Origin of the sequence: Leucothrix mucor DSM 2157 (assembly GCF_000419525.1) — a bacterium.
GTDB lineage: Bacteria > Pseudomonadota > Gammaproteobacteria > Thiotrichales > Thiotrichaceae > Leucothrix > Leucothrix mucor.
Map to the genome: position 1 here is coordinate 4,177,748 of NZ_ATTE01000001.1, position 24,732 is coordinate 4,202,479.

General features: G+C 46.4%; 20 protein-coding genes. 13 read left to right on the forward strand and 7 right to left on the reverse strand.

Going from position 1 to position 24,732, the window contains the following annotated elements; translation table 11 throughout:
- The first annotated feature begins 21 nt into the window (after window positions 1-21).
- Window positions 22-2,523: an EAL domain-containing protein gene (locus tag LEUMU_RS0118995; protein WP_022953888.1), complete on the forward strand. Its 2,502-nt coding sequence runs from the start codon at window positions 22-24 to the stop codon at window positions 2,521-2,523.
- Window positions 2,524-2,576: 53 nt separating this feature from the next.
- Here LEUMU_RS0118995 and LEUMU_RS0119000 read toward each other — a convergent pair whose 3' ends face one another.
- Window positions 2,577-3,464: an ImmA/IrrE family metallo-endopeptidase gene (locus tag LEUMU_RS0119000; RefSeq protein WP_022953889.1), complete on the reverse strand. Its 888-nt coding sequence runs from the start codon at window positions 3,462-3,464 to the stop codon at window positions 2,577-2,579.
- Between the two features lie 260 nt (window positions 3,465-3,724).
- Between LEUMU_RS0119000 and LEUMU_RS0119005 the strand changes: the two genes are divergently transcribed.
- The 5 genes from LEUMU_RS0119005 to LEUMU_RS0119025 are packed head-to-tail and all read left to right on the forward strand — an operon-like array spanning window position 3,725 to window position 11,340.
- Complete coding sequence (locus LEUMU_RS0119005) at window positions 3,725-5,443, forward strand: type I restriction-modification system subunit M (RefSeq protein WP_022953890.1); 1,719 nt, start codon at window positions 3,725-3,727, stop codon at window positions 5,441-5,443.
- Between the two features lie 7 nt (window positions 5,444-5,450).
- Window positions 5,451-6,746 (forward strand): restriction endonuclease subunit S, encoded by a 1,296-nt coding sequence (locus LEUMU_RS28305; protein ID WP_169446460.1) that lies wholly within the window; start codon window positions 5,451-5,453, stop codon window positions 6,744-6,746.
- A 29-nt stretch (window positions 6,747-6,775) separates the two neighbouring features.
- Window positions 6,776-10,159: a type I restriction endonuclease subunit R gene (locus tag LEUMU_RS0119015; RefSeq protein WP_022953892.1), complete on the forward strand. Its 3,384-nt coding sequence runs from the start codon at window positions 6,776-6,778 to the stop codon at window positions 10,157-10,159.
- 20 nt (window positions 10,160-10,179) lie between these two features.
- On the forward strand, window positions 10,180-10,881 hold the full coding sequence (locus tag LEUMU_RS0119020; protein ID WP_022953893.1) for a YgjP family zinc-dependent metalloprotease: 702 nt from the start codon (window positions 10,180-10,182) through the stop codon (window positions 10,879-10,881).
- 51 nt (window positions 10,882-10,932) lie between these two features.
- On the forward strand, window positions 10,933-11,340 hold the full coding sequence (locus tag LEUMU_RS0119025) for a thiol-disulfide oxidoreductase DCC family protein (protein ID WP_022953894.1): 408 nt from the start codon (window positions 10,933-10,935) through the stop codon (window positions 11,338-11,340).
- A gap of 94 nt (window positions 11,341-11,434) precedes the next feature.
- Here LEUMU_RS0119025 and LEUMU_RS0119030 read toward each other — a convergent pair whose 3' ends face one another.
- Complete coding sequence (locus tag LEUMU_RS0119030; protein ID WP_022953895.1) at window positions 11,435-11,755, reverse strand: cupin domain-containing protein; 321 nt, start codon at window positions 11,753-11,755, stop codon at window positions 11,435-11,437.
- Window positions 11,756-11,872: 117 nt separating this feature from the next.
- On the reverse strand, window positions 11,873-12,796 hold the full coding sequence (locus LEUMU_RS0119035; protein ID WP_084708140.1) for an NAD(P)-dependent oxidoreductase: 924 nt from the start codon (window positions 12,794-12,796) through the stop codon (window positions 11,873-11,875).
- 320 nt (window positions 12,797-13,116) lie between these two features.
- On the opposite strand from LEUMU_RS0119035, the gene LEUMU_RS0119040 reads away from it, so the two are divergent.
- On the forward strand, window positions 13,117-14,514 hold the full coding sequence (locus tag LEUMU_RS0119040; RefSeq protein ID WP_022953897.1) for an 8-oxoguanine deaminase: 1,398 nt from the start codon (window positions 13,117-13,119) through the stop codon (window positions 14,512-14,514).
- 17 nt (window positions 14,515-14,531) lie between these two features.
- Here LEUMU_RS0119040 and LEUMU_RS0119045 read toward each other — a convergent pair whose 3' ends face one another.
- Window positions 14,532-15,260 carry a retron system putative HNH endonuclease gene (locus LEUMU_RS0119045; RefSeq protein WP_022953898.1) on the reverse strand — a complete coding sequence of 243 codons (729 nt, stop codon included), beginning with the start codon at window positions 15,258-15,260 and terminating at the stop codon, window positions 14,532-14,534.
- Between the two features lie 208 nt (window positions 15,261-15,468).
- Between LEUMU_RS0119045 and LEUMU_RS29085 the strand changes: the two genes are divergently transcribed.
- Window positions 15,469-15,885 (forward strand): ssr3402 family protein, encoded by a 417-nt coding sequence (locus LEUMU_RS29085; protein ID WP_022953899.1) that lies wholly within the window; start codon window positions 15,469-15,471, stop codon window positions 15,883-15,885.
- A gap of 11 nt (window positions 15,886-15,896) precedes the next feature.
- On the opposite strand, the gene pabB is transcribed toward LEUMU_RS29085, so the two are convergent.
- Both pabB and LEUMU_RS0119060 read right to left on the reverse strand, forming a co-directional pair.
- Window positions 15,897-17,825 carry an aminodeoxychorismate synthase component I gene (gene pabB / locus LEUMU_RS26885; protein WP_022953900.1) on the reverse strand — a complete coding sequence of 643 codons (1,929 nt, stop codon included), beginning with the start codon at window positions 17,823-17,825 and terminating at the stop codon, window positions 15,897-15,899.
- Between the two features lie 107 nt (window positions 17,826-17,932).
- Entirely contained in the window at window positions 17,933-18,445 is a 513-nt protein-coding gene (locus LEUMU_RS0119060) for an RDD family protein (RefSeq protein WP_022953901.1), read from the reverse strand.
- 502 nt (window positions 18,446-18,947) lie between these two features.
- Between LEUMU_RS0119060 and LEUMU_RS0119065 the strand changes: the two genes are divergently transcribed.
- The 5 genes from LEUMU_RS0119065 to LEUMU_RS0119085 all read left to right on the forward strand — a co-directional run bounded on the left by LEUMU_RS0119065 (window position 18,948) and on the right by LEUMU_RS0119085 (window position 23,513).
- Window positions 18,948-19,361 (forward strand): YeeE/YedE family protein, encoded by a 414-nt coding sequence (locus LEUMU_RS0119065; protein WP_022953902.1) that lies wholly within the window; start codon window positions 18,948-18,950, stop codon window positions 19,359-19,361.
- A gap of 12 nt (window positions 19,362-19,373) precedes the next feature.
- Window positions 19,374-19,820, forward strand: a complete 447-nt coding sequence (locus LEUMU_RS26890) for a DUF6691 family protein (protein WP_022953903.1) — start codon at window positions 19,374-19,376, stop codon at window positions 19,818-19,820.
- A gap of 52 nt (window positions 19,821-19,872) precedes the next feature.
- Complete coding sequence (locus tag LEUMU_RS0119075; RefSeq protein ID WP_022953904.1) at window positions 19,873-21,594, forward strand: SulP family inorganic anion transporter; 1,722 nt, start codon at window positions 19,873-19,875, stop codon at window positions 21,592-21,594.
- Between the two features lie 78 nt (window positions 21,595-21,672).
- Window positions 21,673-22,659 carry an NAD(+) diphosphatase gene (gene nudC / locus LEUMU_RS26895; RefSeq protein WP_051156072.1) on the forward strand — a complete coding sequence of 329 codons (987 nt, stop codon included), beginning with the start codon at window positions 21,673-21,675 and terminating at the stop codon, window positions 22,657-22,659.
- Window positions 22,660-22,691: 32 nt separating this feature from the next.
- Window positions 22,692-23,513, forward strand: a complete 822-nt coding sequence (locus LEUMU_RS0119085; protein WP_022953906.1) for an HAD family hydrolase — start codon at window positions 22,692-22,694, stop codon at window positions 23,511-23,513.
- A 123-nt stretch (window positions 23,514-23,636) separates the two neighbouring features.
- Here the strand turns inward: LEUMU_RS0119085 and LEUMU_RS0119090 are convergent, their stop codons facing one another.
- Window positions 23,637-24,638, reverse strand: a complete 1,002-nt coding sequence (locus LEUMU_RS0119090) for a branched-chain amino acid aminotransferase (RefSeq protein ID WP_022953907.1) — start codon at window positions 24,636-24,638, stop codon at window positions 23,637-23,639.
- Window positions 24,639-24,732 lie beyond the last annotated feature (94 nt).

A 24,732-nucleotide genomic window follows, 5' to 3' on the forward strand; every position in this document is an offset into this window, starting at 1 on the left:
TGGTCCCTTCGTCCCCTGTTTATGATTCGATCTTTTCGCCACATTCTACTGCTAATTTGCTGCTTGCTGACGGTAACGTCTGCGTTTGGGCAGGTATTGGAGCTGGATAAGCCGGTGAATACTGATCTCTTGTTTGCCAGTGAATATTACAGCGACACCACGGCTGAGGCTGATTTTGACACAGTCAAACAGTTACCAAACGATGAATGGCAGCAGTTTAGTCGGGAGCAACTTCGCTTGGGGTTTATTGATAACCCGATGTGGGTTCGCTCCAAACTCAGTATACAAGGTACCGAGGCACGTAAAATTGCGTTGAGCTTCCATAATGTGATGGACCATATGCAGTTAGAGGTTAGTGCAACGGGCGAGCCCGTGCAGCACTTCGCCTTTGGCAGAAGTACCCCGCCGCGGGATACTGATGGGAGTGCCCATCAGTATCAAAATCATGTTGAAGCCCTGTTTAAACCGGGCCTTGAGTATGATGTGATTGTGAGAATAGACAGCGATAACCCTGTCATTGGTGCTTACCGCGCAATTGAAATAGATACGCTAGCAGAGCATGCGCAGCGCGAAATGCAGTGGATGTTGCCGTTTTTAATCCTGTTTTTTCTCGTTTCCTTTTACAACGTTGTCATCTATATGACGACACGCCAAAGCGCATTTATCTTTCATATTGGTTATGTGTTATCGATTCTTGCCTACCTGATGAATGACTATGGCTATATTGAGCTGTGGACTGGGACGTATGATTTAGAGTTGATGCAGAAAGCGACCAACTTTAGTCTGTTGCTCGGTTTCTTCTCGATGTTGGCGTTCTTTAAAGCGATGGGCCATTATCAGGATGCCTCCATTTGGATAAGGCGAACTTATAACTTATTGTTTTTAAGTGGGTTATCGACATTAATGTTGATCCCATTTGTACCTTATCTGTACATGATTCGTTTCATTACCGTTCAGACTTTCTTTTCGATTGCTGTATTTATCGTCTTGGGAATTTATGCTTCCCGTAAGGCGAAGCACCGCAGTTTTGCAGATGATGCCCGCTCCATTACGCTGCGCATTCTGATGCTGATTTTTGCGCCGTCGATTACCATGCACATACTTAACCGGATGGGCTTCCTCGATGTTACTTGGTATACCGATTACATTCTGTTTATTTCTATTTTCCTTGAGATGATTCTGATTTCTGGTTTGCTGTTCTTAACTATTCGGATGAGTAATGAGGCATTCCAACGGGAGCGTTTAGTCGATAGCAATACGGGCTTGCCGAATGAGTTAGCGTTGGAGGCTTATTTCTCGAAAGCTAAGGATGTGAAACAACAGACTTTGGTGAAAATCTGGATTTCAGGTTTGGATCGTTTGGAAGTTGCATTCGGCCCAGCAGTGTATCGTGAGTTTATTAATGATGTAGCAACTAACTTGCGCCAAGAGTTGTCGGACAACTCAGACCTAATTCGTATCTCGCGCCGCAAACGTCATTTTCCCTTATTTCATAACGACAAAAATACCTTTACCGTTGTTTGTCAGTACTTGGATAACAAGAGCTTTGATCGCTTGCGCCACCAGCTCAACAGCGCGCTGGCCACCACGCATTACCTGCATAAGAGCAGTCTGGATTGCAATATTGTGGTGGGTGCTTATGAATATGATCGTAAGCAAACCAGCTATGAAATGGCGATGCAAAACAGCACGATGGCCTTGTCGTACAGCATCAAAAACAACCTCCCATTTAAGCTCTATGACCAGCAGATTGGCTTTAATCAGCAGCAGCATGCAACTTTGATGAGTCAATTTCAGCAGTCACTCAAAGATGATGAATTCTTTTTGTTGTGGCAGCCGCAGTACAATACTCAGACGAAAGAAATTCAGGGTGTGGAAGTGCTGGTGCGTTGGATGCACAAAGAATATGGCTTGATCGGGCCGGATTTGTTTATCCCGATGCTGGAAGAATCTAATCGCATTTGCGAGCTATCGCAGTGGGTGATTGGCCAGGTATTTGAGTTTATGCCGATGGTGCAGAATATTTATCCGGGGCTGGATGTCTCGATTAACTTATCAGCACGCGACTTACTGGAAGATGGCTTGATTCGCTTTCTTGATAGGAAAATTCAGAAACATTCTGATTTAGTGCAATTCATTACCTTGGAAATTACCGAAACCTTATTGATCCGGGATTATGACAAGGTGCAAAAGAGCATTGAGGCGTTGCAGAGCCGTGGTTTCCAGATTTCGATTGATGACTTTGGTTCTGGATATACCTCGTTTGCTTACCTGCAAAACTTCTCTGCGAATGAGTTAAAAATCGATAAAACCTACACCGATGGTTATCTCGAAAAAACATCTAATGCTGTGCTGAAAAGCATTATCTATATGGCGCAATTGCTGAATATGCGAATTGTGGTTGAAGGCGTGGAAGAACAGCAGCAGGTTGAGCTGTTTCGGGAGTTAGGCGTAGAGCGCTTGCAGGGTTGGTTGCTGGATAAGCCAATGACGTTAAGTACTTTGCTGAGTAAGTCAGGCTGATTTAGCTCCCGTGTGTGTAAAGCGCTACTACCATGCGCATGGTTGTTTTAAGCCTAATAAAAGAAACCCTTATATTTGGACGTAAGTACTTTGCTATTTAGGCCCAACAAGCTTTCAATCTGGCCGGCAGCCTTCATTATCCGGTATAAATCTAGGTTTTGGGTTGTTGTATCACTAGTCACAAATTGATTTAGGTAGCTTTGTGACTTTGGTTTAATGTCATTGCGCTGGCAAATTAGATAAGCCACTGACTCGGCTTCAATTTCTTGCTGAGCCTCTTTAAATCTTGAACGATCTGCACCGCTGAGTTTGTCCAGCCCTAAGTGACCAAGGTAAATGTGTGCCAGCTCATGACATAGTGTGCAAAACTGGACATTTGTTGGGTGGTTCTTGTTGATATCAATGCGATAGCTACAGACGGGGATTTTTTTACCGGGTTCAGTCTTGCACTCCAGTCGCTGGACAGAGCCTGCGCTATTATCTCCCGAGTCCATGAAGTTTAAAGCAATTTGTTTCTTGTCTAACTTTCTTGAGAACTGTTCAACGCTGTAAACCTCTTCAGTTCCTCCTACACGGAATGCAAATACCTCATCGGGTAAGTCCTCACCTTCTGTGTCTAGTAAATCATAGACCAAAGCGACTGGGCCAAAGGGCCAGAGAATAATGAGCGGACGAGCCTGAGGTTTTATGTCTCTATTAAACCGCTTATGCCAATCCTTAGCTGATGCTGCAAAGCGAAGTCCAGGTTTCTGGATTTGGAGGAGCATGGCATTAAAGGGTGCGAAGTTGCGCTGACGGCTGATGAATTTCAATAGCTCAAGGTAGTCTGTGCTATATCGGTAAAGACGTGACTCATCCAGTAATTGATCCAGTAAAGCGCGCTCGCTTAACTCGGATTGATCGAAAATATTTAGTTGTGGCTCACTGGTAAGAGGCATCATTTGTTGGGTTTATCCTTACTGATTTAGGTTTTTGCTGGCGATGTGCGAACTTCAAGCTGGTTGTGATTGCGTAGTATAAAGATTCGCCAAAAAAATACCATAACGGCAAATGGCATAGCTAAACTGTGCAGTTGAGGAGTAGCTGATCAGTGGTTATTATCTCATTCTTTAGACATTAAATTCCTTTTGTAGCGGTATAACGGCATACTCCTGCGAGATGATAATTTTAAAGCCCCGCAACTCAGCGAACATACAAACTAATGAAAAACAGCACCCAGCCAGAAACAGAAAATGTGGTAGAAGAAGCCCCGACAAATTACGCCATAGAAAAAATAACGCTCCCAGAGCTGAAAACATGGCTTTGGGGCAGTGCCGACATCATGCGAGGCACGGTAGACAGCAGTGACTTCAAAAACTACATCTTCGGTTTGATCTTTATCAAACGACTTTCTGATGTGTTCGATGAGCGAATACTCGCGCTGATGATTGAGGAAGGGTTAGATACTGCTGGCGCGATTGAGTTGATTCAAGCTGACAATCCTGAGCAATTTGTGCCGGAAGATGCCCGCTGGGCAAACTTGGTCAAAAAGACGGAAAACGTTGGCGAAAGTATCGACGAAGCATTTGCTGAAATTGAACGACAAAACCCTTCCCTAGAAAAAGTGCTCACCGCGATTCAGTTTGGCGACAAAGATAAGCTCAGCAATGAATTATTAATGCGCCTCCTGAGACACTTCAATAAGTACAAACTAGGCAATCAAAACCTCTACAAGGCTGACTTGCTCGGTGATGCTTACGAATACCTCATTGGAAAATTTGCCGATGATGCCGGTAAGAAAGGTGGGGAGTTCTATACGCCACATGAAGTTGTAGAGTTGATTGTCAAACTAATTGACCCACAGCCAGAGCAAGAAATCTATGACCCCACCAGTGGTTGTGGCGGTATGTTGGTTGAAGCGGCTCGACACATTCGTGAAAAATACAAGCCCAACGGAATGAAAATGGGTAAGCCAAACTGCAAGCTCTACGGACAAGAGAAAAACTTAGGGACGTGGGCGATTGCCAAGCTCAATATGTTTCTACATAACCTTGATGGCGATATAAAGCGCGGTGACACATTAGTTAACCCACTTCACAAAGATGGTGAAGGATTGCAAACCTTTGACCGTGTTATTGCCAACCCACCGTTCTCTATTAAAGAATGGTGGGAGCCTTTAGAGATTAACAAACAGACCCGCGTTGACAAGAAAACGGGCAAAGAAATAGATGTTGCGCCTAAGTACAACAAAGATCTAAAAGACAGATTTGGCCGCTTTGGTCTGGGTGTTGCGCCTCGCACAAAAGCTGATTTGGCCTTTGTTCAGCACATGGTTGCCTGTACAAAAGAAGACGGTTGTATCGGTGTTGTCGTTCCGCATGGTGTGCTGTTTCGCGAAGGTGATGAAGGGAAGATTCGAAAGGGCTTGCTTGTAGGTGATCAGAGCTTTGGTGGCGATATTGTAGAAGCCATTGTTAGTCTTCCAGTTGGATTGTTTTTTAATACAGGTATTGCTGCTGCAATTCTGATTATCAATAAATCCAAACCTGTCGCCCTCAAAAATAAGATCATCTTTGTTGACGCCTCTGCTGATTACGAAGATGGCAAAAACATGAATCGCCTACGTAATAGTGATATTGAAAGAATCACCGAAACATATACCACAGCCAAGCAAACCATGATTAACGCTGGCGAACAAACTCAAGACTCACTTGCAACGCTATTACAGCAAGTCGAAATTAAAAAGTACCTGCGGGTGGTTGAAATGAGTGAGATTGAGGAGAATGGTTTCAATCTGAATATTAGTCGATATATTGATACATCAGAGCCTGAGGAAATTGTAGACCTTTCACAAGTATTAGAAAAAATTCAGATAACAGATAAGAACCTTAAATCTGTTGATGAAAAGCTTAAGTTACATTTATCAACACTGGGTCTGTGATTCTGATATGAAAACTAACCACTCTTTTGGTAATTTACCTGCACAATTTTACGTTGCTAGTTTTAATGATATTTCAATAAAAATAGCTGATGGTACACATGCTACGCCAACTTATGTGGATGAGGGGGTTCCTTTCTACAGCGTCGAAAGTGTGGTCGCTAACAACTTTACAAACGTCAAATATATTTCTGAAGAACTGCATGAAACCCTTTGTAAACGAGTGAAGCCGCAAAAAGGTGATATTTTACTTACCCGAATTGGTTCTATATCAAAGACTAAGCTAATTGACTGGGATGTTGATGCGAGTATCTACGTAAGTTTATGCCTAATTCGACTTAACGATGATGTTAATAAAGAGTACGTGTATCAATATACAAAAAGTGATTACTTCCGACAGGAAATTGAAAAAAGAGCATTGCTTCACGCCACTCCAATGAAAATTAATCTTGGTGAAATTGGTAAAATACCAGTTCCACTACCTCATGAAAAAGAGGAGCAAGCGAGAATAGCCAAAATTCTGTCAGATGCGGATAAAAAAACTCAGCTAATCGAACGAAAAGTTTCTGAAGTCCAAGAGTTAAAAAAAGGACTAATGCAAAAACTTTTTTCTGAAGGTGTTGGGGAGCTTGATGATAAGGGAGGGTGGTTACCACATACTGAGTTTCAGGATTCAGTATATGGTTCAATTCCAGCGGTTTGGACAATTTTGAAGATAAATGAAGTTTTGTCATATGTGGATTACCGAGGCAAAACACCGCCAAAGGTTGAATCTGGGTTTTTTCTGGTCACTGCAAAAAATGTAAAAAGTGGTTATATCGATTACGAGTCTTCCAAAGAGTACATTCCAGAATCTTTGTATGATGAAGTCATGAGTCGGGGGACTCCTAAACTAGGTGATGTACTATTCACAACGGAAGCCCCTATGGGAAATGTTGCCTTGGTCGATAATCAAGATGTTGCTATCGCTCAACGTATTATCAAGTTTCGACCTAAGTCTTGGCGTCAGTTGAATAATATATATCTCAAATACTTTTTCCTATCTCCTGCGTTTAAAAAAGAGTTGGATTTTAATGGCACAGGAAGCACGGTAAAAGGAATCAAAGGCAAGCGGCTACACGTAATGAAGATTGCTATTCCTCCAATTAAAGAGCAAATAAAAATTGCCAGAATTTTGTTAACAGTTGATAAAAAAATCGACTTATTAAACCAGCAAAAAGCCGAAGCACAACAACTAAAAAAAGGCCTAATGCAAAAACTCCTGACCGGAGAATGGCGTGTTCCGCTGGATGACCAAGCGGCATAAACAGTAGTTCCATTATCAAGGATGTCAATGTGAGTAAGCAGAACGAATCTAAACAGCCAGAACTGAACGGTGTTGAGCGCCCTGCAATCGCGTGGTTGGAGCAATTGGGCTACGCTCATATTTCAGGTAGCCAAGTTGAGCAAGTGCATCGAACTGAGCCAGTGATTCTGGAAACGGTGTTGATTGACCGTTTGCATGCTTTGAATCCTTGGTTAGAGGAAGTGCCGAATGGTGCAGTCAAAGCCATTAAGCAGCTGCGCGATATTTGGTTTGAGCACAGTAATGACTTAATGCTAGCCAATCATGCATTTTGGAAAGATGTGTTGTTTCGTTCTAATCTGCAACAAAAAGACAAGCATGGCCAACCGCGCAGTATTCGCTTTATTGATTCATCGGGCGCGGCTAATAACCGTTTTCATGTGGTTGATCAGTATATCGGTAAGAATAATAACGGTGATGTGTTTAAGCCGGATTTACTGTTGTTTATTAACGGTATGCCGCTGGCTATCATCGAATGCAAAGCTAGTGCGGTCAAGCTAAGCAAAGGTATAGCTCAGCTTGATGGCTACCAAGGCACCTTTGAGCAACACTTCGCGTTTAATATGGTGTGTGTGGCGATTAACCGCAGTCAAGCCAAGTATGGCGCGTTAGCCGCCCCAGAGCAGTTTTACCTTACCTATAAGTTTGATCCGAATCGGCCTGATGAAAAAGTCATTCTGGATAAGCTGGCTGCACTATTAGGGAAGCCACCAACCGATCAGGATAAATTGCTGTGGGCACTGTTTGAACCCTCTCGTTTTGTTCGTTTCGTCTGTTTCTACCCGATGTTTGAGGTGGAAGATGGGCGCATGATTAAAAAGCTGCCGCGTTACCAGCAGTGGCGAGCAGTTGAGAAAACGTTGCTTCGCTTGCAAGGTAGCGGCACCACTTTGCAAGGTAAAAAGCGCGGTGGTGTGGTCTGGCATACTCAAGGTAGCGGTAAGTCACTGACCATGGCGCTACTAGCGCGCTTAATGCGGGTTGAGCTGTCCGGCTTTGATAACCCCAGCATTTTGGTACTCACCGACCGAACCGACCTTGACCGACAAATTCATAGTACCTTTACCAATGTGGGGCTTGAGACGACCAAAGCCGACTCTGTCGCGGGTCTTGAAATCATGCTGGGTAATGATTACGGCACCATCTTTACGTCGACTGTTCAAAAATTTCAGGAAAGCGATGGCAAGCAAATCAAAGCAGCCAATGAGTCGGAAAGTAGTGGCGAGGTTGATGAAACGGCTGTTTCTAAAACCCGTGTACGACGCGTGCTCAAGAAAGATGACAAAAACAATGATGAATGCTGGATCGTTAAACAGCACAATGACAACTTCAACCAACTAGACGCTAGTGGAAACTCTTTAAAGGCGAAGTGGGTTACGGTTAGTGAGGAAAAAGTTGACTTTAGAGTGCTGAGCACCAAACCAAACTTCTTCGTATTGGTCGATGAAGCACACCGCAGCCAGTACGGTTTTTTAGCTGCGTTTATGCGAGCCTCGTTACCCAATGCCAAGTTCATTGCGTTTACGGGTACGCCGCTATTTAAGGAAGACAAAAACACCTTGGGCGAGTTTGGCGGTAGTGAGTACATCGACACTTATCGTTTGGATGAAGCAGTTGCCGATCATGCGACTTTGCCAATCAAATACATGGAAGGCATGGCCGAATGGTCGAGTGATGGCAAGCTCAAAGAGGCCTTTGAAAAAGAGTTTGGTAAGGAGTCTTTAGCCAAGCAGAAAAAATTAAAACAAACCTTGCTGAAAAAACGCCGAGGAGCAAAGAGCCGCATTGAAGAAAATGCAAAGCACTTAGTCGAGCATTTTTTAGCGAGTGTGAGGCCTCGTGGTTTTAAAGCAATGTTGGTGTGTGATGGACGCGATATGGCAGTGCGTTATCAGGAGGTCTTTCGAGAGATCATGGCTGAGCGTAAAGAACAAGGTCTGCCGACCTTTGAAAGCCGTGTTGTGATTTCCTTGGGTAGCATTACGGATAAGCGTACTGGAATCAGCGAGCAGCAAGCGCATTATGATAGAGGCGCTAAAACTAAGCTTGAGACGATTGAAGAGCGTGTAAAGCGTGAGGTCAAAGCGGGTGAAGTACCGATTGCACTACCTACAGATGATATTCCGGGCTTTGTGAATGAGCGCTTCAAACTGCCTTATGGTGATGAGTCTCTAAATGTTTCTGAGGATGAGGCGAAGGTTAATAATGTCGGCTTAATTATCGTATCCGATATGTTGTTGACGGGCTGGGATGCTCCGATTGTTAGCACACTATATCTGGACAAGCCTCTGAAAGAGCACACCTTGTTGCAGGCGATTGCACGGGTCAATCGTACTCGCAAAGGAAAGAAAGCGGGCTATATTGTTGACTACTTTGGTGTCGTGGATTATCTCGATGAGGCGCTGAAAGTTTATGGTGGTGATGTACTTCCTGAGCAAGTTTGGTCTGATGTTGAGTCAGAGCTTCCCAAGCTAAAAGCTGCGCTTTCTAAAGTGCAAGATACGTTGCCTAAGAAGTATGACTTGCTTAAACAGCCAGAGCGTTACAAGGAGCAAGCGGATCTTCATTTAGACCCTGATACACGCTTAGATATTGTTGAGGACTTTCTTGTTGCACTAGCTGAGTTTAATGGGCGTCTGGATGTGGTGTTGCCTGATGAGCGCGGTGCTCCATACAAACCCTATTTCAAAGTTTTTAATGAGATCAAATTGGAGCTTAGGCACAAAATGCCTGATGCTGCTGATGCGGTTCGCATCACCGCCTCAGAGTCTGAGTTGTTGAAAACAATGCTGGATGAACACATTCAGTCGAGTGAAGTCACTAGTATTCTGGATCGTGAAGTGTCTATTTTGGATGCTGCGGATATGGATAAGTTGCGCAAGCAAAAGAGCGCTGGCAGTGCTGCGCTGGTGATGAAGAATAAGCTTAAACACACCATCAAAACAGGTAAGGGAAAAGATCCTGCGTTTTTTGGAGATCTGGAAGCTGAGCTGGAAAAACTCATTAGCGATGAGAGAAACGGTCGTATTGAGCAGGCGATATTTTTGGAACAATTGGAGCAATTCGCGCAGCGTATCCGGGATAAAGACGCCAAACCCTCAGCGATGGGATTGCAAACTGCAGTCGAGCAAGCGGTTTATAATTATTTGGTAAAAGAGGTTGATGAATCTGTTGCGCTGACATGGACGAAAAGTGTGTTTGAACATGCGGAAATAGCAGCAGTTGTTGCGTCTCCAATCTGGAAAAAACAGACAGATATACACAATGAAATTAAGAAAACGATTCGCTCTATCTTGCGTGGACTAAGTGGCTGGAATATGTCAGTTGCTCGTCAGCATTCAAATGAGATTTTCCAGATCATGTTGAATAACTAAAGCTAGGGTCAGAATTTAGCATGCCAGTTTTCCAGTACGGTACCACTTCGATTGAGTGGGTTTTTAAGTTAGATCGTAAGCTTGTTAATCATTACGTGACTGTTGAGCGAGGAGAGAAAGTAGTCCTAAAGGGGCCAGAGGTTCCACTTCAAGAGCAGGAGGAGTTGATTCGCTACCGTGCTCGTTGGATTAAGCAGCGATTAGCTGAGGTAAACCAGCCTTTAAAGGAAGAAATTGTAACGGGTAGTCGTGCGAAATACCGTGGACGATCCTACTACTGTGAAGTCCTTGAAGCTCCAGAGTTGGCGAACCCAGTTATTACTTTTAATCAGAGCCGGTTTAAGGTGCTTTCACCAGAAGGCCACTTTGTTAGCCGAAGCAATTTTATGAGTGCACTGGAGCGTTTTTATCATAGAAAAGCTGAAGAGAAGCTGGGTGCGCGTATAAAGTATTGGCAAAGGGAAACGGGGCTTGAGGCAACAGTGTTCAAAGTGAAGCGGTTCGAGTCGCGCTGGGCTAATTGTACGGAAAACCAGATACTGGAGTTTCATCCTCGCTGTATGGAGTTTGGTAATGCGGTCATGGATTACATTATTGTTCATGAGCTGTGCCACACGGTTGAGAAGAGTCACAACAAAGCTTTCTGGCAGTTGGTAGCGAAGTTTTGTCCTAACTGGAAAGAGCTTCATGCTGAGATTGAATTGTCTGGGATGGCTGTCTAGGCTGACAAGTAACAAGACAGAATCAACTATGATGCTATCAGAGGGTGCTGCTTGAAAGGTGTAAATGCACAAATCGTGGTCTTCGATGGCATCTGCAATTTCTGCAATAGCTCAGTGAACTTCATTATTGCCCGTGATCCTGAAGGCAAATTTTCTTTCGCGCCCATGCAAGGCGAAGCCGCCAAAATGTTGATGAAACAACACGGAATCGATAATCCAGATCTGGATACATTCCTGTTGATTAAAAACGGTAAGTTATACCAAAGAACGGATGCTGGGCTAGAAATTGCAAAAGACTTAACAGGTTACTGGAAATACTGTCGTGTATTTCTGATTCTGCCAGCACCGCTGCGAGATATTTTTTATCGGCTGCTTGCTAAAAACCGCTATCGAATCTTTGGAAAACGAGAGGTGTGTATGGTTCCGACGCCGGATGTTCGTGAGCGTTTCCTAAACTAAGAGGTTATCCTTCATCCAGGGCTCATAGATATAGGCCGAAGAGGGCTATAGTGCGCTCTTCGACTTGTGATCTGTTTTATCGAGACAAGGCCGATTAAACAAAATCCTGACGCATCGGTGTGAATGTGTCGATCAGTACGCCTGCTTTTACGCAACGGCAGCCGTGCATGATGTTGGGCACTTTGTACATGGTGTCACCTGTCTTAACGAGCTTGGTTTCATCACCAATAGTGAATTCAAACTCACCGGATAGCACATAAGTCAGCTGCTCATGCGGATGCTTATGCATCGCGGCAACGGCGCCATCTTCAAAGTGTACTTCCACAGACATCATATTGTCAGAATGCGCTAAAACCTTACGGCTAATACCGTCTCCTAAGTCTTCCAGCACTACATCTTCATTATGTACAAACATGTGATTTCTCCCTGTGATTTAGTCATTAGACATCGATAGACTAAATGATATAAACCTCTGCCCCTCGCGAGTCAATGACTTCATTGAAGCGTGGGGCAGCGTCAGACATTGTTCAAATTACTTCTTAAGCTTTAGGAAGTAATCGAAGATTTCCGGTACATTGCCATCGCCCATACCCGCGCCAAGTGCGGCCTGTAAGTTGGCTGATGTGCCTTCACCAATCTGTGTGCGCGTATCAAGATCCTTTGCCATTTCAAGGAAGTAGCCCAGATCTTTGTTCGCATTAGCGATTGAGAAGCCCAAATCGCTTACGCCATCAACTGCGTAGTTCTTACAGAACTGCATGAACGGAGAGCTTGATGGGCCAGTCGACATGATTTCAAACAACTGCTGGCGATCAACACCGGCTAAATCTGCCACTGCAAATGCCTGTGACATAGCACAAACTGTTGTCATGCCCATGAAGTTGTTGATCAGCTTCGTTGTGTGACCTGCACCCAAAGCGCCCAGATAGAATACGTTTTCACCTTGCTCTTCCAGTACTGGCTTAACCTTGTCGAAGGTTGCCTGATCGCCAGATGCCATGATGTTCAGTAGTCCGTCTTTCGCGTGCGCTGGAGTACGGCCCAAAGGTGCATCGATCATGCCAGCACCTTTTTCTGCCAGTGCTGCACCAATCTTGCGGGTAGAAGCTGGAATCGAGGTTCCGAAGTCGATTAAGACTGCGCCTTCTTTAATTCCCGCTAGAATACCGTCGTCAGCATAGACAATTTTTTCGACGACTTCAGAAGTGGTCAGGCAAAGCATCACGATATCACTTGCCGCTGCCAGTTCAGCAGGAGACTTGGCTTCAGTAGCACCGCCACGAGCAACGACTGCAGCAACGGCATCTTTATTAAGATCCATTACTTGTAGCTCATAGCCTTTGTTTTGCAGGTTGACGACCATGTTGTTGCCCATAAGGCCTAGGCCGATAAAGCCGATAACAGGTTTAGACATTTCTAACTCCTCAAGGTGTTGTGTTCCGATGTGTCGATACATAGTATAACATATTAGACTTAACTTCTAATATATTAGTTAAAGGCCGTCATAACATAGCGTTTGATCAGTGCTCTTAACTCATTATCGTCTGCCCCACTGAAGGAGGGCCATGCATCTTTCAGATAATAGGGCTAATTCGCCAACGCTCTAATGTAACAACATGGTATTGAAAATCTAGATCTGGATAGATTCCTTATTACTAAGGCAGTAAGTTATTTTCAAGTATGTTGTTCACCACTTTGCATTCGAGTTGTCGTATTCTTGTCTGCTACAAAGCACTGCATTCTGGAAAGCCTGAAAACAACTTGGTAAACGATCTCATGTCCACAAAGCTAATCACCCATGCCACCGTCCTAGTCACTATGGACGCCGACCGTCGTGAACTTGCCGATGGTGCGATCTTAATTCGTGACAATGTTATCGAGCTAGTGGATACCACGGTAGCGTTGGAGAAATACTGCACCGAGCAGGGCATCACGCCCGATGAAACTATTGATGCGACTGGCACGGTGATCATACCCGGCTTAATCAATTGCCATCACCACCTCTACCAAACACTCACCCGCACGGTCGGAACTGCGCAAGGCCTGTCACTATTTGATTGGCTAAAAACGCTGTACAAAATTTGGGGGAAAATGGATGGCGAGGCGGTGTATGTCAGTGCCAAAGTTGGCCTATCTGAGTTGCTGTTATCTGGCGCAACCACGGTTGCGGATCATCTCTATTTATTTCCCAATGGCGCGAAATTAGATGATGAGATTCGTGCGGCCAAAGAGCTTGGCGTTCGTTTTCATCCTACCCGTGGCAGTATGAGTTTGGGTGAAAGTCAGGGTGGATTGCCGCCGGATTCTGTTTGTCAGGATGAGGAGTCGATTTTAAAAGACTGCATTCGCGTGATCGATACCTTCCACGATGCTGAAAAGTATTCGATGTTACGCATTGGTTTAGCGCCATGTTCACCGTTCAGCGTAACTGGCGAGCTAATGCAGAAAACCGCTGATCTGGCGCGCCAATATCCTAAAGTAAACTTGCACACGCACCTTGCTGAAACCATTGATGAGGATCGTTTTTGTCTGGAGAAATTTGGCATGCGGCCGTTGGAATATATGGAGAGCGTCGGCTGGTTGGGTGATGATGTGTGGTTTGCGCATATGGTGCATCCGTCCAGTGATGAGATTGAGCAAATGGCTGAGACTCGCACCGGTATTTGCCATTGCCCTAGCAGTAATATGATCTTGGCCTCTGGTATTGCACCGGTGCGTGAAATGGTGGATGCGGGGATGAAGGTAGCTTTGGGTGTTGATGGCTCCGCGAGCAACGATGGCAATCATATGCTCGGTGAAGCGCGGCAAGCGATGTTATTACAGCGGGTTGGTTGGCCAGGGTTTGAGGCGAAAGCGGATCGTTTTTCAGCGCGGGAAGCACTGGAATTAGCAACGCTGGGTGGTGCACGAGTATTACGTCGTGAGGATGATATTGGTAGCTTGGAAGTGGGTAAAGCAGCTGATTTAGTGGCATTTCGGGTTGATGGCTTACATCATGCCGGCGGGCAAAGTGATCCGGTAGCCTCTTTAATGACTTGTGCGCCAGCGCCTGCTTGGTTGTCGATTATTAATGGTGACGTTGTAGTGCGCGATGGTGTGTTGCAGGGTGTTGATTTGCCGCCGTTAATCAAGCGACACAATGAGATTGCAGCCGGTATGTTGCAGGCGGATTAAACGTTTCGGTGGCTATGCTAAATACCTTTTAGGTATTGCTTAATGGCGCTGTAAAACTCGGGTAGTCGGCCATTTTTAATCGCCAATATATCGGTGATAAAACGCTCAGTATCAGCAGCTGAATGGTGGATACTTTCGGCTTCGGCTTCGGCTTCGGCTTCGGTTGGAGCACTGTTATTCAGCGAGCGCCAATCTGCCAGTTGCTGCTTTAGATTAATCAAACAAGACTGGCGACGCTCTACCAAAAAAGCACAATTCAGATTAAGCAGCGCGATAGTATGCGCTGCTTTTTCCTGCTCTTGCTCGGTCAGCTCGGCACTGGGCAATACCTGCCCGCTTTTATCGCAGTAATAAAAGTAACGTTCACAATCAGTTTGCAAGGGACTGATAAAGGCTTCTTCATCATATTGATTAAGCTTGTAATGCCCTCCAAAGCGCTCGGCATCTGGCAAGGTTCCTGCAAACACATCATCCATCGCGCACAGCACAATATTGCTAGGCTCAAAAGTCCGTGCCGGATAGCGACTTCTGGGTGCAATATGCTCCAAATGCGTGCCCATTTCCTTATCATCCAGCGATAACTCGGTATACGCACACAAGCCAAATTGCTGTCTATAACAAACTTTGCGCAGGTCTTTTTTATTAAACCGACGCCATGCTTTTTTCGCCGCGATATCCGTTTCAGGCGGATTGTGTCGTCGTCGCTGCAGGCGTTTACAGGGTGCAATTTGCTGAATATGCCGCATAACGAATGATGAGTCCTGAGCGCGCAAGGCAATAAGAAAGCGCTGAGCATATCGGGAATAAGCTAACTAGTCTAATAGCTATCAATTGTTGCTAAAAATGTACTAATTTTGTACTACCTATCTAAAAACGCACAACTTTATTAAACGATTGCTGTTATAAATAGTCCGACTTTCGATGAGTCATAATTAACAAAAGGAGATTGGAGATATGAATCAAAGGGATAGTTTGTTGAGCAAGTGCGGTGCAATGTTCCTATTTAGCATCAGCTTTGGGGTAGCCCAAGCGGCGCTGCCACCACAGTTTCAGAATGAGAAAGACCTTGGGGTGATGATGGAATACGTCAAAGCGCATCCTGAAGTTATGTCGGGGTTACATGCGATTGATCTGAATTATTTCACGGTGTACTACGGCGAGGGCTGCAGTGTGCTGTTTGAGCGTGAGAAAATCGAGCGTTCAGAAGGTTGGGTCGGCCCCGCAGCACCGCTGGTATTTAAAGCAAAGCAGTGCGAAGAAGAGGCTCAGACGGATTCTGGCTTTACTGAAATTAGCGATGACATGGGTGGTATTACCTCCCGTGATACCGAGGCTTGCGGGCCAGTGATTACTGAAGAAAGCTGCCAGTAGACCGCCTTCGTTTATTCAACACCGACTTCCACCAGACCACGAACAGAGTTACTCAAATAGACTCGATCGGCCTGCTTAAGGTCATCCAGCGTCAGGCTGCGTTGCTGAAGATTTAGCGTAGAATCGGCCAGTAGCGTTGCACGCATCACACCCGGTAACGCGCCATCTGATAACGGTGGCGTGTACCAGTTACCAGCTTGTTGAATAATTAGATTATGGCGGCTGGCTTCGGCGATATAGCCATGCTCATTTAAAAACAGCACATCATAAAACCCCTGTACTGCAGCTTCGTCGAAGGCTTGGTTGTAGAGCTTGCGATTGGTGGTTTTGTGTTGGCGGAATAAATTGCCCGCTTCAATGCGTTTATCGCTTAATGTAATGCGTGGAAGGTTGGCCGTATCATGACCAGCACCAGCACCAGCACCAGCACCAGCACCAGCACCAGCACCAGCACCAGCACCAGCACCAGCACCTATGGCAGTGGTCACACTTTCACTCATTTGTGATTGCGGCAGCACCTCATGACTAATACTCAGCTCACCCTCGGCATTCAGCAATACGCGTAACTTCAGATCATCACCAGCATCAACACTTCGAACATAATCAGTTAATAACTCACCCACCGGCTTACTTGGCAGCGGATAACCAAACTCAGCCGCACTCTGCGTTAAGCGCTCAATATGCTGATCCAGTCGCAATAACTGCTGAGTCGATGCATCATATCGCAGCGATTCAATCAGCTTAAACTGCTGATTGAGCCCAGTCACAAAGCGTGCCTTTAACTGACTCTCATGCCACTCATCTAACGGATTACTTTCATAAATAATGCCGCCACCAATGCCTAAAGTGCCGTGTTGGCTATCTTTCGGAAAGTGCAGCGTGCGAATGGGTACATTAAAGGTGAAATCATTCTCCGGTGTAATAAAGCCAATCGCGCCGGTATAAATATCGCGTGGCGTAGCTTCCAGCTCATGAATGATTTCCATGGTACGAATTTTCGGTGTGCCAGTAATCGAACCGCAGGGGAATAAACCTTTAACCACCTCAGCAAAGGGAATGCTTTGCTCAACCTGTCCCTCAATCGTAGAGATCATTTGATGCAGCGTTTTAAAGGTTTGAATCTCAAATAACTGACTGACTTTAACGCTGCCAGAGCTGGCCAGCCGACCAATATCATTGCGCATCAAATCCACGATCATGACATTTTCAGAGCGCTGCTTTTTATCTTCCGCCATGGCTTTAAGGATCGCTGCATCCTCAGCGTCATCCTTACCGCGCGGAGTCGTGCCTTTCATGGGTTTAGTAGATAAGCGTGTGCCTTGTTTGCGAATAAATAACTCTGGTGACAGTGAGAGTACGGAACGCTGCGGCAAATGCATCAGACAAGAAAACGCCACTTTTTGGCGCTCGCGCAGTGCCTGATACAAGCCATCAATACTGCCCTCTAAATCAAAGCCCACGCGGTAGGTATGATTCACCTGATAGGTATCGCCTGCGCTAATGTAGTCGAGAATACGCTCTAGCTTGGCAATGTACTCCGCTTCAGTTTCGGAGGCTTTCCAATTACGGATATAAGGTTCAGATTCCGGCAGTTGCTGTAGTGTTTCGGTGACTTCAGAAGGGGCTAAGCGTGTCGCCTTATCAAAGGCATAAAACTGCAATAAGGGGTTGTCGATGGTGTGTTGCTGGCGAAATGGTGCCAACTTGGCAGACAGCGCATAGCCTGCTTCATAGCTTAAATAACCTGCCAGATAATGGCCTTTCTCACGCTCCTCATCAATTGCCGCCAAGGCTGCGGGAAGCTCTTCGGCGTTTAAGGCAATAATTTCGCGAGCGGGCTGTGTAAATAACCAAGCCGCTTCATCGGTATTAGAAAGCAAAGTGTTTTCAAACAGAATGAATGGCCGCGCCTGCTGTAACGTGTCGGTCAGTTGAGTCATGAGTTCGTGCTTATGGTGAGGGCTTACAGGGTAAGTGACTACCCCAGCGGAAAGGTTAAATCCTCCCGTTATTGGCTGGGGCAGTCAAGCACGATTATCAGAAATGTTTATTCGAAAGTGATTTGCTTGGCTGGGTCGCTGTAAGGTCTAACAACTACAGTACCAGCCAGCTTATCGTGCCAGCCTTGTTTGCGCTTATCCCAGATTATCCAGAAGCAGCCCAGTCCAAAGATCAGGGTAGAAGGAATGTAAGCAAAGTAGCGGCCAATAAACTGTCCGATAGACGGCTTATTGCCGGTTTTAGCATCCACAATGGTTGCCTGGAATAGCATTTTTCCTGGTGTCGCAGACTTCAGTACCCAGAATGTTATCACTGCAATAATCGGTAATAAGTAGTTTATAAACATCGCAACGACACCACCTGCACCAGGGCCCGCTTCCGGGTCAAACGCGCTTGCGCCCATTAATATGTACAGTAACGGTAGGGTGATCAGTATTAATAAGATGGAGTCGATCAGCGAGGCCGCCACACGAATCCAAAACCCGACATATTGAAGGGGGTGTTGGTTGCCAGCGGTATGCAGGTCGGAGGTGGGAGCCTGATAAGGGTTATTTTCCATTATTATTTCCTGTGATGGGTTAAGTGATTAGTATTTTTCTTGGCCACTATTGTAAAGCGATTAAATGTGATATCAATTGCTATATGATGAACACATCGTCTTTTTAGTGTCTCATATTCATCGGGAGTATGGGTCTTTAATGTTAGGGTTGATTGGTAAGTGAAAATGGGGGTTACAAAATGAGACAACGTTTATTAGTGCTGACCGTTATTTTGGCAATTTCAGCAGACATCATGATGATGGCGTATGCCATGAGCTAAAGCCGGTTCTTGCTGGCTTATCCTACTTAAAAGCCTCGGGAGTCAATCATTCTCGGAGTTCTCTTCGCGCCAAATTCTTTCGAACTGCCTGAACTAAATAATTAATTTTAAAAGGCTATTTCCACACGCCTTATAATATCAGTAAATCATTATATAGTTATTGACTATAAATAAGTATTTGCTAATATACTCCTAATAATGCTGCGCTAAAACAGCAGCAACACACTTAGGAGTTACACACCATGCAAACCATTAGTATCGCCCAATCCCTGCTAGGAGGGAGCCTCATCGGTGTTGCCGCCGTATTAATGATGGCTACGCTGGGCAGGATTACCGGCGTCAGCGGCATTACCTCGGGCTTGCTCTCGTTAAATATTAGCGCCGATACCGTCTGGCGCTTAGCGTTTGTTATCGGCTTATTGGTCGGCCCATTTTTCTACTTGCTGGCTGGTGGCGAGTTGCCAGAGGTGGTGGTGGATAAGCGTTTACCTTACCTAATTGCCGGTGGCTTGCTGGTTGGCTTCGGGACGACTTTGGGCTCGGGCTGCGCGAGCGGCCATGGCGTGTGTGGTGTCTCAAGAATTTCACCACGCTCTTTAATCGCGACCGGTATCTTTATTGTGACCGGCATGATCACTGTATTTATCACTAGCTAAGGGAGCAGACTAATGAAAAAAGCATTATCAGCATTTATTTCAGGTGCCTTGTTCTCTATTGGCCTCACCATTTCTGGCATGACGAATCCTGCCAATGTGCGTGGCTTCTTAGATGTGGCGGGTGACTGGAATCCAAGTTTGTTTTTCGTACTCCTAGCAGCTGTTGTAGTGACGGGTGTTGGCTATCGTTTAGTTTGGAAGCGGCCCAAGCCATTGTTTGAGTCAATCTTTTCAGTACCCACTAGCCGCATTATTGATGCGCGCCTATTAATCGGCGCGGCTATCTTCGGCATCGGCTGGGGCTTGATCGGGCTATGTCCTGGGCCTGCATTGAGTAGTGTCGTTTCGGGTGAAAGTGCGATTTTTGTGTTTATTGCAGCAATGTTGGCTGGCATGCTATTACAACGTTCGGTATTGTCCTTTATTACCGCACGTACGCAGGGAGTGGCTTCAAAGTGAGCCACTTAAGCTAATCCTCTATTGATCGACCGCTATTCTTTAAGGCCACCTCATGAATTTACTGCACTACATTCCCGCCTGGGATTGGATCAAAGACTATAACCGTAAACTGTTCGCCGATGACGCCATGGCGGCAGTGATCGTAACGGTTATGCTCATTCCTCAAAGTCTGGCCTACGCGTTGTTGGCGGGCTTGCCGGCGCAGGTGGGTTTGTATGCGAGTATTTTCCCATTGCTGGGTTACGCCATTTTTGGCTCTAGTCGGGTGCTGGCGGTCGGGCCGGTGGCGGTGGTGTCATTGCTTACGGCCTCCAGTATTGGCGCAATCGCCGAAGCGGGTTCCATTGCTTATTTAGATGCGGCAATCGCTTTGGCCTTTTTATCCGGCATTTTTATGATGTTGCTGGGTGTGCTGCGGGCAGGCTTTGTGGCTAACTTCTTATCGCATTCAGTGATCTCAGGCTTTATTACCGCCTCGGGTATTTTGATTGCGACCAGCCAGCTTAAGCACTTAATGGGTGTGTCGGCCGATGGGCATAGTCTGCCGGGCTTGATCAGCAGCATATTTGCACATATTAGTGACGCCAATCTGTGGACCTTAGCGATTGGTGTCGCCGCCACTGCATTTTTATTCTGGGTACGTAAGCAATTAAAGCCACTTTTATCTAGGATGGGCTTGGGCAGTACGCTGGCGGATATTCTTGCTAAAGCCGGCCCTGTGGCGGCTATTTTAGTATCGATTCTGTTAGTGCGTGGCTTGTCATTAGATACTCAAGGTGTGTCGGTAGTGGGTGATATTCCTCAAGGATTACCGCCACTTGCATGGCCCGTGTTTGATCTGGAGTTATGGAAAGCCCTGCTGCCACCTGCCATTGTTATTAGCATTATCGGCTTTGTGGAGTCGGTTTCGGTGGCTCAAACTCTAGCGGCCAAGCGTCGTCAATCCATTGATCCTAACCGTGAATTACTGGGTTTAGGGGCGGCTAACATCGCCTCTGCAGTCGGTGGTGGTTATCCGGTTACGGGTGGTTTTTCCCGTTCAGTGGTCAACTTCGATGCGGGCGCGCGTACGCCAATGGCGGGTATTTTAACCGCTGGCGGTATCTTGCTAGCGACCTTATTGCTAACCCCATTATTCTTTTATTTGCCTAAAGCGGTACTGGCAGCAACCATCATTGTTGCGGTCGTTTCGCTCATCGATATTGAAACCATAAAACACACCTGGCGCTACAGTAAAACCGACTTTCTAGCGATGATGGCAACCATTTTAGTGGTACTGCTATTGGGGGTAGAAGCCGGTGTAATTGTGGGTGTGTCCGTATCGATTCTGACCTTGCTCTGGCAAACCAGCCGCCCGCACATTGCGGTAGTCGGGCAGGTGGGCAATACCGAACACTTCCGTAATTACTTGCGCCACGACGTGACTCAGCTAGAAAACGCGTTATTGGTGCGAGTGGATGAGCGCCTGTATTTTGCCAATACCCGCAACTTGGAACAGCGCCTGCTGCAAATGGCTAGTGAGCATAAACAGCTGGAAGATATTGTGTTGGTGTGTACCGCCGTAAATGACATTGATAGCAGCGCCGTGGAAACACTGGAGCGCATTAATGAGCTGCTTAATAGCATGAATATTAAATTCCACCTCGCCGAAGTGAAAGGCCCAGTGATGGATAAACTACAGCGTTCACACTTGTTAGATGCGCTAACAGGCCAAGTACATTTGAGTTTGTATCACGCCTATACGCAGCTAAAAAAGCCGGTGGTTGAGGCGTAAAAATTAACAGATTCGGGGTGCAATTCGCAGTAGACAGGGTGTTAAGATGGAGCGCTTTAACGCCCTTGGATGCTGGTCATGGATCATCTCAGTCGCTCCCTGCTAAACACCTATACCGCGCAGCCGCTTGATCGGGTTGCGCACCTTCGCAAAGACCCCGCTAAACTAGCGCAGCAATATGAGCATCCGCAAGCGCTGTTTCTGGTGCTGGATGGCCATAATGTAGTGATGCTGGGCGATCAGCCTTTGCAGCTAAACCAAGCGCAGTGGCAATCCCTAAAGCTAGACCATACACCGAGCCTATTGGGCTTGCGCCTCAGCGATAATATTCCTGTCTTTAAAGTCAATGTTCGCGAACTGCCTGGTGACTTGGCCGCTTTGGATATTGACCCAAGCTTATTAGAAAGTCATTCCTTGCGTGAAGTGACCCTTAAATTGGGCATGGAAACTGCCGCGATCTATTCTTACGCGCTGATTTTAAATCACTGGCATATCACTACCCGCCACTGCACGCGTTGCGGCACTTTATTGCGACAAGGTGAGGGCGGCAGTATTCAAAAGTGTGCTAATGGCAATTGCGAGCACATTGAATTCCCACGCATTAATCCCGCCGTCATTATGCGCGTCACCTGTGGCAATAAAATCTTATTAGCACGTCAAGCCACTTGGCCGGAGCATCGTTATTCAGTGCTGGCCGGTTTTGTGGAAATTGGCGAAACGCTGGAAAGCGCGGTACAACGGGAGGTCTTTGAAGAGGTTGGAATACAAATCGAGAATATTTGCTATCACTCCTCTCAGCCTTGGCCGTTCCCGAACTCGCTGATGCTGGGCTACAGTGCAGAAGCCAAAGACACCACGCTCGATCTGGAAGATGATGATATCGATCAGGCATTGTGGTTAAGTGCAGAGGAGCTGCGGGAGCAAATGATTGCTGGCACGGTGATGCCACCGCCGAACTTATCGATTTCCTACCGTTTAATTGATGATTGGTTTCAGGCCGAAAGCGGCGAAACACTGGAAACCTTTCAATCCAATCTGCCTTGGCACAGTCCGGCAGAAAAATAGAATAGCGTGTCCGCAACCTGATGGAGGTTCTGATGGAACTGCTCGTGTTTGATTTGGATGGAACCTTGCTAAATAGCAGGCAACAAATTACTGACTACACCCGCGATACCTTGAAGCTATTGCAGCAGCGCAATATCGCTTACACGGTGGCCACTGGGCGTACTTTGCATGCGGCGCGTGAATGTATGCGCGATACGCATTTCCCCTTGCTGCATGTGTATAACAATGGCGTGGTGATCTGGAATCCGCAATCGGCGGGTTATATGCACCATAACTTCCTAACGCCCGATGAGATTGAATCGGTGCTGGAAGCGTTTGCAACGCGTAGCCCATCGCCCTTTATTTTTACCGTTGAGCCGGATGGCAGTCATGCGGTGTACCATGCGCCGCCGCAAAATGAGCTGTGCCAGCAATATATCTCGCGCTTTGAAAACAGCGATACCATTACCACCAAGCCATTGGTTGCGCTGCACAGCAATGCACAGATTACTAATATCAATGCCTTGGGTGGTCAGGCGGAAATCGCTGGGATCTATGATCAGCTGACTCAGCAATCGCACTTGGTGGTCTATACCGGCGGCGATATGTATAAGCCGAATTTTCATTGGTTGGATATTCACCATAGCGCATCGAGCAAAGGTGGTGCGATCTCGGTACTGAAAGAATCATTGGGCTATGAGCGCGTGATTTGCTTTGGCGATAGCGATAATGACGAGAGCATGTTCCGCATGGCGGATGAGGCTTATGCACCGGCAAATGCCTTGGATGAGATTAAGGCGCTGTCAACTCAGGTCATTGGGCATCATGATGAGGATGGTATTGCGCGGTTCTTGCGGGAGTATTATAGCCTTTAGCTTGTACCAAGCTTCTTGGGCAACTAATAACTCTGCACTTGCTCAATACATTGTTTCAGATAATAAAAAAGGCCATTAGCAAATTACCGCTAATGGCCTTTTTTAATTAGTCAGACTTCGGTTTTACTCAACCGTCGTCAACCAACCGTGAGTATCTTCAACATCGCCCCACTGAATGGCATTCAGTTGGTTGCGAAGCTTTTCTGTCATTGGGCCAAGCGTGCCGCTGCCGACCGTGTACTCTTTATCGTGATAAATCATGGTGCCAACTGGCGCAAGTACGGCAGCTGTTCCAGAAAGTGCTGCTTCACAGCCTGGCTTCTGAATACGCTCTAATAGCTCAGCCACTGAAATTTCACGCTCACTGACTGTCATGCCATTTTCACGAGCAAGCGTCAGAATCGAGTCACGCGTTACGCCGTGTAGGAAAGACTCATCCAATGCCTTAGTGATGATCTCATTGCCATCAATCAGCAAGAAGTTCGCTGCGCCCGTTTCCTGAACATCGCCACCCGGGCAGAACAGAACTTGGTCCGCTTTGTACTTAGCGCGTGCTTCCATAATTGGGCGGAGGGCGCTGGCGTAGTTTCCGCCGCTTTTGATCATGCCATTGTGTGGTGCACAGCGCATGCCTTCATCATCAACCAATACTCGCAGAGCCGCCGCGCCGCCTGCAAAGTAGTCACCGACTGGTGACAGTAAAACGTACTGGCAAGACTCCAGAGAAGGTGCCGCCGCTTTACCTATAGTGAGTTCAGTACCGATATGCGTCGGGCGGATATACATAGAGCCCGGTGCATCAGGCACCTGATCTTTAAATTTAGCAACCACATCCACAATCATTTTTGCGGTCGTTGCTTCGTCAATCGCAGGCAGTGCCAACAAGCGCGCACTTTGTGCAAAGCGCTTCAGGTTCTGATCCATGCGGAAAATTTTAATTGAGCCGTCTTTTTGGCGGAATGCTTTGAGCCCTTCGAAACACGTGCTGGAATAGTGCAAAACATGGCTTCCAGGGTGCATCGGCAGGGAATCGCTAGAGACCATTTCTGGCTCGCTCCAGCTTGTTCCGTCAAACCAAGTGATTGCCATTTCAGGCATGAATACTGATCCAAATGCTGTTGCCATGCTGATGTCTTCGTTGTTAAGTGTTAGTGGTAGGTAAATATGCCACAGTCAATAGGCTGTCTCTAGCCCTTTTTTAGTGCAAATGGCCAATCTT

Coding starts and splice junctions, on each gene's coding strand:
- LEUMU_RS0118995 (WP_022953888.1), top strand. CDS start 22: ATGATTCGATCTTTTCGCCACATTCTACTGCTAATTTGCTGCTTGCTG.
- LEUMU_RS0119000 (WP_022953889.1), bottom strand. CDS start 3,464: ATGATGCCTCTTACCAGTGAGCCACAACTAAATATTTTCGATCAATCC.
- LEUMU_RS0119005 (WP_022953890.1), top strand. CDS start 3,725: ATGAAAAACAGCACCCAGCCAGAAACAGAAAATGTGGTAGAAGAAGCC.
- LEUMU_RS28305 (WP_169446460.1), top strand. CDS start 5,451: ATGAAAACTAACCACTCTTTTGGTAATTTACCTGCACAATTTTACGTT.
- LEUMU_RS0119020 (WP_022953893.1), top strand. CDS start 10,180: ATGCCAGTTTTCCAGTACGGTACCACTTCGATTGAGTGGGTTTTTAAG.
- LEUMU_RS0119030 (WP_022953895.1), bottom strand. CDS start 11,755: ATGTTTGTACATAATGAAGATGTAGTGCTGGAAGACTTAGGAGACGGT.
- LEUMU_RS0119035 (WP_084708140.1), bottom strand. CDS start 12,796: ATGTATCGACACATCGGAACACAACACCTTGAGGAGTTAGAAATGTCT.
- LEUMU_RS0119040 (WP_022953897.1), top strand. CDS start 13,117: ATGTCCACAAAGCTAATCACCCATGCCACCGTCCTAGTCACTATGGAC.
- LEUMU_RS0119045 (WP_022953898.1), bottom strand. CDS start 15,260: ATGCGGCATATTCAGCAAATTGCACCCTGTAAACGCCTGCAGCGACGA.
- LEUMU_RS29085 (WP_022953899.1), top strand. CDS start 15,469: ATGAATCAAAGGGATAGTTTGTTGAGCAAGTGCGGTGCAATGTTCCTA.
- pabB (WP_022953900.1), bottom strand. CDS start 17,825: ATGACTCAACTGACCGACACGTTACAGCAGGCGCGGCCATTCATTCTG.
- LEUMU_RS0119060 (WP_022953901.1), bottom strand. CDS start 18,445: ATGGAAAATAACCCTTATCAGGCTCCCACCTCCGACCTGCATACCGCT.
- LEUMU_RS0119065 (WP_022953902.1), top strand. CDS start 18,948: ATGCAAACCATTAGTATCGCCCAATCCCTGCTAGGAGGGAGCCTCATC.
- LEUMU_RS26890 (WP_022953903.1), top strand. CDS start 19,374: ATGAAAAAAGCATTATCAGCATTTATTTCAGGTGCCTTGTTCTCTATT.
- LEUMU_RS0119075 (WP_022953904.1), top strand. CDS start 19,873: ATGAATTTACTGCACTACATTCCCGCCTGGGATTGGATCAAAGACTAT.
- nudC (WP_051156072.1), top strand. CDS start 21,673: ATGGATCATCTCAGTCGCTCCCTGCTAAACACCTATACCGCGCAGCCG.
- LEUMU_RS0119085 (WP_022953906.1), top strand. CDS start 22,692: ATGGAACTGCTCGTGTTTGATTTGGATGGAACCTTGCTAAATAGCAGG.
- LEUMU_RS0119090 (WP_022953907.1), bottom strand. CDS start 24,638: ATGGCAACAGCATTTGGATCAGTATTCATGCCTGAAATGGCAATCACT.